The organism is Streptomyces sp. NPDC002573, assembly GCF_042889625.1.
Taxonomy (GTDB): Bacteria; Actinomycetota; Actinomycetes; order Streptomycetales; family Streptomycetaceae; genus Streptomyces; species Streptomyces gibsoniae.
Map to the genome: position 1 here is coordinate 1 of NZ_JBIARC010000154.1, position 8,584 is coordinate 8,584.

The following is an 8,584-nucleotide window of genomic DNA, read 5'->3' on the forward strand; positions in this document are numbered from 1 at the left end:
ATCTCCAGGACGCGGGGGTCGCCGGAGCGGTCGGCGATGTTCCACGGGGTGCGGTCGCGCAGCGGCAGCCGGTGGTGGTTGTACTCCGAGTGGTATTGCATGATCGGCATGAAGCAGGATGCCGCGAGGGCCCGCAGATACAGTTCGGCGTCCGGGACGTCGCCGGAGAAGCCCGCGATGTCCCAGCCCCAGTAGATGATGCCGCAGGCCGAGGCGGTGATGCCGGCGTTGAGGGAGTGGCGGTAGGCGTCCCAGGTGGAGTCCTCGTCGCCGGCCCAGAAGGCGCCTGCGTTCTGCGAGCCGGTGAACCCGGCGCGGCTGAAGGTGATCGGCGCTTTGCCACTCTGGCGCAGCAACTCGCGGTAGGCGGAGGGGTATTCGACGGTGAAGAGGTTGTTGGTCTGTGCGCCGGTGGTGCCGTCGGCGTAGCGCAGGTCCTCGCCCCAGGCGTGTTCGCCGCCATCCGTCTTGAAGCCGTCGATGCCGACTTCGTCGACCAGGTAGCGGCGCTTGGACAGCCACCACTGACGTGCCTCGGGGTTGGTGAGGTCCGGCAGAAGGGCTTGGGGGAACCACCAGCCGCGGTTGCGGTAGGGCCGCTTGCCGCCTTCCTCCATGACGGTGTATCGGTGGTCGATCATCGCGCGGGCGTCCGCGGCGGCCTGGCCGCGGGGTGCGGGGCGCATCTTCATCAGCGGGATCTGCCAGAGCAGCACCTTGATGTCGCGCTGGTGGAGTTCGTCGACCATGCCCTTGGGGTCGGGCCAGGCGCCGTTGGGAGGGAAGGTGAAGTCGCTCAGGCGGTGGGGGGCGCCGTCCTCGTTGACGGTGTACTGGGCGTCGCGGAAGGCGGTGAAGGTCGCCTCGTCGCTCCATGCTTCGATGACCAGCACGCCGACGGGGATGTCCTCGTCGCGGTGGCGGTCCATCTCGGCCAGCACGCGCTGCTGCGTGTTCCACTCGTTGCCGCTGGCCCACAGGCGGAAGACCCAGTCGGGCAGTTCCTCGGGGCGGCCGACTTCGTCGAGGAAGGCGGACAGCAGTTCGTGGGGCGCGCCGCTGAGGCAGACCGTCTCCAGTGAGCCGTCCGGCGGAGTCTCGGCCTCGATCCACAGCAGGTCCGGATCGCTCGCGCCGATGTCGTACCAGGTGCGGCGGGAGGTGCGCAGGTGGAAGGCCCAGCTGTCGCCGCCCAGCACCATCGCGAAGGGCATCGGCAGGTAGGTGCGGGGAGTGAAGCCCTGTCCCTTGTACTGCTCGAAGACCTGGGCGTCCAGGGTGCGTCCGCGCTGATCGACGGCGTTGTAGCGCTCGCCGAAGCCGACCACGTGCTCGCCGGGTGCCAGCCGCAGTGCGAAGCGGATGCGCAGCACCGTGCCGTCGGCGGCCACCAGACTGGAGGCGGAGTCCCCGACCAGGCGGCCGGCTTCCTGGGTGACCTGCAGCTGTGCGGCCCCCTTGTGCCATGCGGCCGGGGCGACGGTGTGCCAGGAGGTCCGGCGGATGCGGCCGTCTTCGTGGCGGGCCGCGAAGCGGTAGCGGGCGGTTGTGCCTTCGGCGAGCGGGGCGGGGCGTACCACCCACCGGTGGCGCCGGTCGCGGCCGCCCGCCGCCGCGGCAGCGAGATGGCTGTCGGAGTTCCCGCCGCTGTCGCCGGTTTGTCCGATGGCGTCTTCGATGGTGGCCGTCAGTTCGGTGACGCCGTCACCGGTGTCCCACTCGCACACCACGGCCTGGATGCCGCCTCCGGTGGAGGCGCGGATCTCGAAGGGCTCGCCTGCCAGGGGGGTCACGGGCACGCGCTGGTCGTCGGTGGGCTGGTAGGCGTGGCCCGAGCCGTTGGGGCGGTGGCGGATCATGCGGAGACTTCCAGTTCGTGGGCGAGGATCAGGTACATCGCGTGGGACCACAGCAACGGGGTCGCGTTCGCTCCCCAGCGCTCCTGCCACCGGGGCAGGTGTTCGGGCGCCAGGAGGGTTGCGCCGGGGGCCTGTTCGGGCAGCAAGTCGTCGGCGGTGGCGTGGGAGGCGATCCAGTCCAGTTCGCGGCGGGCGTCGTCGGTGCGGCCGATGCGTGCGTAGTGCCAGCCGAGGAGGCCGGCCAAAACGGGCCACTGCCCGCCGCCGTAGAAGACGTCCCCCAGGTAGCGGTGCACGCCGCCTTCCGGCTCGAGCAGGTCATGCTCGATCGCGGCGAGGGTTGCCTGGGCGATGGGCCCGGCCGGGTCCACGGAGGCGAACGGGGTCAGGCAAGCCAGCAGGCTCGCGTCCACCGCCGGGCTGCCCAGCCACTTCGCCAGGTGGCCCTCGTGCAGGCCGCGTTCGCGTACGAGGGCATCGATCTGCGCGACCGTGGGTGCGCACACCCCGGAGTCGTCGAGGCCGGCCGCCTCGATGGCCGCGAGGCCGCCGCGCAGGGCGCCGAGGGTTGCCCCGTGCCGGTGTTCCTTGGACTCCTCCCACCAGTCGTAGCAGGGCAGGTCCCAGGTCGCGGCGAGATAGCCGACGGTGAGGCGGATCGCCTCGCGGTAGGGGGCCGCATCGCCGCCGTGCCGGCGCAGATGCTCGCTCAGCGCCCACAGCCAGGTGCCGTAGCCGTCGGTCTGGAAGTCCCACCAGCCGACGTCGCCGGTGTCCTGGCCGTCCAGGGTGTAGCGGGTGGGCAGCAGGTCGGCCTCGGCGGGCTGTCGGCCCGCGGCTTTCGCCGCGACGATCCGCTCGATGCGGTCGGCGCGATCGGTGACCACCTTGGCGCACCAGTAGTGGAAAGCGTCGGCGGAGTCGGCGGCGCCTGCGCGGGAGGCGGCCTCGGCGATGAACGACCCGTCGCGGAACCACGAGTAGCGGTAGACCGGGTAGCTCGGGCAGGCCGGGTAGGCCCCGGAGGGCGCCTGGTGGGCTGTGATCACCTCCAGGCTGCGGCGGGCCAGGCGCGCATGACCGGGCGACTGCGTCGTGGGGGTGGACAAGGCGTGTCTCCTGTGTGGGTGGTACGGGTGGGAAGGAGCAGCGGTACCCGGTGTGGCCGGGGGTTCGGGCGCCCGCGGGGCGGTCAGGTCTCCCGCGGGCGCCCGAGGCCTTACTTCAGCAGTGCGGTGACCTGCCGGGCGGCCTGGGACAACGCCTTGGCGACATCGGTGCGGTCGGCGGCGGCATCGGCGAGGGCGTTGTTGACGATGTCCTGCATCTGCTGCTGCTTGGCGATGACGGGCGCGGTGGCCTGCTGCTTGAGGGAGTCGAAGACGGCCTGGCGGTTGGCCGGCTTGCCCGCGTTGAGGTAGCCGGCGACCTTGCTGGTGTCGGCCAGCGGCGGGAGTTCCCAGGAGGAGTCGACACGGGTTTTGGCGGTGGTGTCGGAGGCGGTCAGGTAGGCCAGCCACTTGAAGGCGGCATCGGCGTGAGGGGTGTTCTTGGAGATGCCGACGGAGTTCTGGAAGACGGCACTGGCCTTGTGGGTGTCACCGGGCTCGACGGCCACGTCCCAGTCGAAGGGCACGTTCTGCAGAGCGCTGAACTGCCAGTTGCCGTTGTGCCACATGGCGAGCTTGCCGGCCTTGAAGAGGTTGGTGTCGTAGTCGGGGGTGTTCGCGGTCTTGGCCGCGTCGGGCATGGTCGTCTTGTTCTTGCTGATCAGCCATTTCGCGGCGGCGATGCCTTGGGGGCTGTCGAAGGTCGCCTTGGTGCCGTCGGCGGACAGGAAGGAGCCGCCCGCCTGGTCGAGGGCCTTGGAGAACTCGTTGAAGGTGATGGGCTGGAAATCGCCCCACACGCCCTTGCCCGCGTCGGTGAGCTTGCGTGCGGCGGCCTGCTCGTCCTTCCAGGTCCAGCCGGCGGTGGGGGTGGCGACGCCGGCCTTGGCGAAGAGTGTCTTGTTGTAGATGAGGACCACGGTGGAGAAGGACTCCGGCAGGGCGTACTGGGTGCCCTTGTACTGTGCGGCCTTGAGGTTGGCCGGGGCGTAGGCCGAGGAGTGGTAGGCCGGGTCCTTGGCGGCGCTCTGGGCCAGGTCCAAAAGGGCGCCGGAGGAGGCGTAGGCGGCCAGGCTCTGCTGGTCGAGTTCGAAGGTGTCCGGTGCGGTGCCGCCGGAGATCGCGGTCTGCAGCGTGGTGGCGTAATTCGTGTAGGGGACGGACTGCACCTGGACCTTGATGGTGGGGTTGTCCTTCTCGAACGCCGCGACGATGGCATCGAGGTCCTTGGCGTGGTCGGCGCCGGCGGAGAAGGTCATGTAGCGGACGGTGGTCTCGCCGTCGGAGGAGGCCGATCTGGTCGCGGAGCCTTGGGCGCAGGCGGTGGTCAGGGCCAGTGCCGCGATGCCGGCGGCGAGGGCGATCCGGGGAGTGTGCATGACGGTCTCCTGGGGTGGCAGGGGATGCGAGGGCATGGAGGGAGTGAAAGGGGCGACGAGGCAGCGTCGGGCCAGGGCTACTTCAGGCCCGACTGGGCGACGCTCTGCACCACGTACTTCTGGGCGAACAGGTAAAGGATCATGATCGGGAGCGTGCCGAGGACGGAGCCGGCCATGGTCACGTTCCACTGGGTACTGAACTGGCCCTGGAGATTGGCCAGTGCCAGCGGGAGGGTCATGAACTCCGGCGATCGGATGATGACCAGCGGCCACAGGAAGCTGTTCCAGCTGGCCATGAAGGCGAAGACGGAGAAGGTCGCCAGCGCGGGGCGCACCAGTGGCAGCACCACCGAGACGAAGATCCGCAGGTGGCCGGCGCCGTCGAGGCGGGCCGCCTCGTCCAGTTCCCGGGGCACGGCGTCGATTGCCTGCCTCAGCAGGAACACTCCGAAGCCGGAGGCGAGGGTCGGGGCGAGGACGGCCGCGTAGGTGTCGACCAGGTTGAGTGTCTTCATCTCCGCGAAGAGCGGAACGATGAGGACCTGCAGCGGAACCATCATGGTGGCCAGGTAGCAGCCGAACACCAGGCCCCGGCCGCGAAAGCGCAGCCGGGAGAAGGCGTATGCGGCCATGGAGCTGGTGATCAGCTGGATGGCGGTCGAGGCCAGGGCGAGCCACAGGCTGTTGACGGCGACCCGGGTGAAGGGCACCGCGTGAAAGAGGCTGCGGTAGCCGTCACCGCTGACGGTCCGGGGCAGGAGGGAGGGGGCGGAGATGCCGCTTCCGTCGGGCTGTAGTGAGGTGATCAGCATCCACAGGAACGGGAAGAGCATCCCGGCCGCTCCCAGGACGACCAGGGCGGTCAGGGACGCCGCCCGCAGGCGCCGTCGGGCGGTTCGGGGCCGGCTGCGGCGCGCGCTGCGCTGCGCAGAGACGGCGGAGGTGCCGAGCGTGGCCGCGGGGGGCCGGGCGGAAGTCCGGGTCAGTTCAGGCATGGGTCACCCACCGGCGCTGGATGCGGGTCATGACGACGGTGACCACCATGATCACCACGAACAGCAGCCAGGACAGGGCCGAGCCTGTGCCTACCTGCCCGTACCTGAAGGACAGGTCGTAGACCTCCTCGACGACGGGCCGCGAGGACCCCGCAGGGCCGCCGCCGGTCATCACGAAGACCTGGTCGAACACCTGGAAGCCGTTGATCAGCGAGATGAGGACGACGAAGTAGGTGGACGGCGACAGCAGCGGCAGCGTGATACGCCGAAAGCGCTGCCAGGCACCTGCTCCGTCGATCGTGGCCGCCTCGTACAGCTCCTGCGGGATGGCCTGCAGCCCGGCCAGCATGATGACCATGACGAACCCGAGGTCCTTCCACGCCGAGGCAAGAATCACCGACGGCAGCGCCCACGTCGGGGACGCCCACCAGTCGGGACTCGGCAGACCCACCGCCGCCAGGGCCCGGTTGAGCAGTCCCCCGTCGGGGCTGAGGATCCACTTCCACGTCAAAGAGACCATGACCCAGCTGGTGACCACCGGCAGGAAGTAGACCGACCGCAGGATGCTGCGCCCCCGCATGCGCCGGTTGAGGGCGAGCGCCAGCGCCAGACCGCCCACGTACACCAGCGGCAGATAGCCGACGATGAAGTACACGGTGTGCCAGAACGCGGCACGGGTGTCGCCATCGCCCAGCAAGTGCGTGTAGTTGGCCAGGCCCACCCAGCGCATCGGGGAGATCAGGTCCCAGGAATGCAGGCTGATCCACAGCGAGGAGAGCATCGGGCCCGCGGTGAACAGCAGGAGCGGAATCGCACTCGGCGCCAGGAAGAACGCCACCGCGGCGCGGTTGCGCCACTTGCGCCGTCGTATCGCGGCCACGACCGGTGGGCGGCCGGCACGCGCCGACAGGGGGTTGATCGTCATGTCGCACTCCGGCTGCCCGCGCCGTCGCCGAGCCCGTGGATACGGCGACGGGGGTCGACGCTGCCGACACCTCCGTCCAACGACGCGGCGAGGACCAGGGCAGCAGCTCCCTGCGCCCAGATCGTGTCCGTATACGGCTCGACAGTGATCGCCGGCTCCTGATCCCGGCGGCGTCCATGGCGTTGCAGGGCTGCCCTCACGCCCGGCTCCCACCAGCGCCAGGAACGGGTCCCCTCCCCCATGACCACGATCTCCTCGGGGTCCAGCACGGTGGTGAGCCCAGCCAGCTGACGCCCCAGGATCTCTCCCGCTTCCCGCAGGATGCCGCGGGCCTTCTCGGCCCCGTCTCCGGCTCCCTCGGCAAGCCCGGCAAGATCATCCGGTGTGGCGTCCTGGCCGACCAGGCCGGCCGAGCGCGCGGTGCGCAGCAGGGCGTCATCACCGATCAGGGCTTCCAGGCATCCGTGATTCCCGCACACGCACTGCGGACCGTCCGCCACGACCGGAACATGGCCGAACTCCCCGGCGCCCCCGTGGGCGCCACGGTAGACATGGCCGCCCGCGACGATGGCCAGACCGACGCCACGACCGATGGTGACCACCAGAAAGTCGTTCAGGCTGCGGCCCCGCCCGTACAGGCGCTCCCCGCTGCCCAACGCGTTGACATCGTTCTCCACCAAAACGGCAAGCCCCAAAGCCGCGCCGAGCATGGTCCCCAGCGGCACGTGCCGCCAGTTCAGCATCGCGGCGTCCACGACGCCGCTGTCCGGACGGTCGACGCTGCCGGGGATCCCCACCCCGATCCCCAGCAGGGCAGGCAGATCCTCGCGCGGGTTGGTGAACGGGCGCAGCAACTCCACGATCGCGGGCACCGCCTCGAGCGCCGTGGCGTCGAAGGGGATCGTCACCGTGTCGGTGACCTGCCCGTCCAAGCGCATGTCGACCAGCGCGACGTGGTCGGCGGCCACCTTGACGCCCAGGGCCCGGCCGGCATCGCCGACCAAGCCGACCAGCCGAGCGCGCCGGCCCCCGCGGGAGGGCTCTTGACGGTCGAGCTCCTCGATCACTCCTTGCGCCAGCAGACGCCGGGTCACCTGGGTCAGCGTCGCCGGACTCATCCCCAGCTCACGGGCCAGCGCGGCCCGCGACATAGGCCCGGCCCGGCCCAGCAGGGCCAGCACAGCCGTACTGGAGAGATCATCACCCGCCAACCTGTTCATTCGCGCTCTTTCTTTAGTCACTTAAGAAACTGGCGGAACGAACGCTAGGACGGGCATCCCACCGCGTCAACCCCCCATTTCCACGATGTTTCCGGCGCCACCACCGCCCCACACGACTCCGCCTGCGCCACGGGACCGGCTCGCACCCGATCTCTGCGTGCAGTCGGCACTCACGGCAGGCTCGCGGGCGCGTCCGCGACCCTGGCGGCGCGCGGCGGACCAAGCCCCTCAACCGCCCAGGCGCCCGGCGACCCGCCGACCCCGCCGTCGACGGCGACGGCGACGGCGACGGCGACGGCGACGGCGACGGCGACGGCGACGGCGACGGCGACGGCGACGGCCCGCAGCGAGCCGACCGCTCCGGCCCTGGCCACGCCGCACCCGATGGACGGCTACGCCCGCGACACGTTCGCCATCCGGCCCACCCAGCCCGACGACCACACCACCCGGCCCACGACGGCACGAACGCCCAGAACAACCCCGCCACCGCATCGCCAGCCGCGCCGTCCATGCGACGGGCCGCTTGGTGAACGTCACGGGGTTCGCGGGGTCGTGGTCCCAACTCGCCGTGTACGGCGAGATGTCGGGCCGTGCGGACAGCGCTCCGCCCTGCGGGCCGGTGGCCGCGGCACATGCGTGGTATCCCGCCCGCCGAGGGCGTGGCCCGAACCACGGCGGCCGCCGCTGGACCCGGTGTTCCAGCGGCGGCAGTGGGCGGACTCACGGTCCGTCAGTCGCCGTATTCGTAGGCGTCGGTAGTCAGGTCCGTGACTCCTCCCTCGGCTAAAGCCGGGGGCTTCTCGCTAAGAACTCCTAACAGAATGCTGCAACTCACCTTGGAATGTTGGCGCCTGATGGCTTGTTAGCCTGCACATGAGAAAGGGTGAGCAGCCGCCGTGGATCGTGCCGGATGAGCTGTGGGCACGGATCGAGCCGTTGCTGCCGGTCGTGCCGCGCCGCACAGATCACCCGGGGCGCAAGCGTCTGGACGACCGGAAGGTCCTGTCGGGCATCCTGTTCGTGCTGTACACGGGCATTCCGTGGGAGTTTCTGCCGCAGGAGCTGGGCTTCGGTTCCGGCATGACCTGCTGGCGACG

Annotated in this window: 8 protein-coding genes; 1 reads left to right on the forward strand and 7 read right to left on the reverse strand. The window is 70.2% G+C overall.

Annotation, left to right across the window (positions count from 1 at the left end):
- The 7 genes from ACFYX0_RS45780 to ACFYX0_RS45810 form a co-directional block, all read right to left on the reverse strand.
- Positions 1-1,859, reverse strand: a 1,859-nt coding sequence (locus ACFYX0_RS45780; protein ID WP_388981238.1) for a TIM-barrel domain-containing protein, incomplete at its 3' end; no start/stop codon positions are given.
- Positions 1,856-2,968, reverse strand: a complete 1,113-nt coding sequence (locus ACFYX0_RS45785) for a glycoside hydrolase family 15 protein (RefSeq protein WP_388981241.1) — start codon at positions 2,966-2,968, stop codon at positions 1,856-1,858. The genes ACFYX0_RS45780 and ACFYX0_RS45785, both read right to left, overlap by 4 nt.
- Before the next feature lie 110 nt (positions 2,969-3,078).
- On the reverse strand, positions 3,079-4,383 hold the full coding sequence (locus tag ACFYX0_RS45790; RefSeq protein WP_388981244.1) for an ABC transporter substrate-binding protein: 1,305 nt from the start codon (positions 4,381-4,383) through the stop codon (positions 3,079-3,081).
- A gap of 41 nt (positions 4,384-4,424) precedes the next feature.
- A complete protein-coding gene (locus ACFYX0_RS45795) occupies positions 4,425-5,342 on the reverse strand; it encodes a carbohydrate ABC transporter permease (RefSeq protein ID WP_388981247.1) in 918 nt (305 codons plus the stop codon).
- Positions 5,335-6,267 carry a carbohydrate ABC transporter permease gene (locus ACFYX0_RS45800; protein WP_388981250.1) on the reverse strand — a complete coding sequence of 311 codons (933 nt, stop codon included), beginning with the start codon at positions 6,265-6,267 and terminating at the stop codon, positions 5,335-5,337. Before ACFYX0_RS45800 ends, ACFYX0_RS45795 begins: the two co-directional genes overlap by 8 nt.
- Positions 6,264-7,487 (reverse strand): ROK family protein, encoded by a 1,224-nt coding sequence (locus tag ACFYX0_RS45805; protein WP_388981252.1) that lies wholly within the window; start codon positions 7,485-7,487, stop codon positions 6,264-6,266. The genes ACFYX0_RS45800 and ACFYX0_RS45805 overlap by 4 nt, the downstream gene beginning before the upstream one ends.
- Positions 7,488-7,657: 170 nt before the next feature.
- Entirely contained in the window at positions 7,658-7,861 is a 204-nt protein-coding gene (locus tag ACFYX0_RS45810) for a hypothetical protein (RefSeq protein ID WP_388981255.1), read from the reverse strand.
- Positions 7,862-8,360: 499 nt separating this feature from the next.
- On the opposite strand from ACFYX0_RS45810, the gene ACFYX0_RS45815 reads away from it, so the two are divergent.
- A partial coding sequence (locus ACFYX0_RS45815) for a transposase (RefSeq protein WP_388981258.1) occupies positions 8,361-8,584 on the forward strand: 224 nt, incomplete at its 3' end.

Bases quoted from the DNA above. Each gene is read 5' to 3' on its own strand.
- ACFYX0_RS45805 (WP_388981252.1), bottom strand. From the start codon at position 7,487: ATGAACAGGTTGGCGGGTGATGATCTCTCCAGTACGGCTGTGCTGGCC.
- ACFYX0_RS45795 (WP_388981247.1), bottom strand. From the start codon at position 5,342: ATGCCTGAACTGACCCGGACTTCCGCCCGGCCCCCCGCGGCCACGCTC.
- ACFYX0_RS45790 (WP_388981244.1), bottom strand. From the start codon at position 4,383: ATGCCCTCGCATCCCCTGCCACCCCAGGAGACCGTCATGCACACTCCC.
- ACFYX0_RS45800 (WP_388981250.1), bottom strand. From the start codon at position 6,267: ATGACGATCAACCCCCTGTCGGCGCGTGCCGGCCGCCCACCGGTCGTG.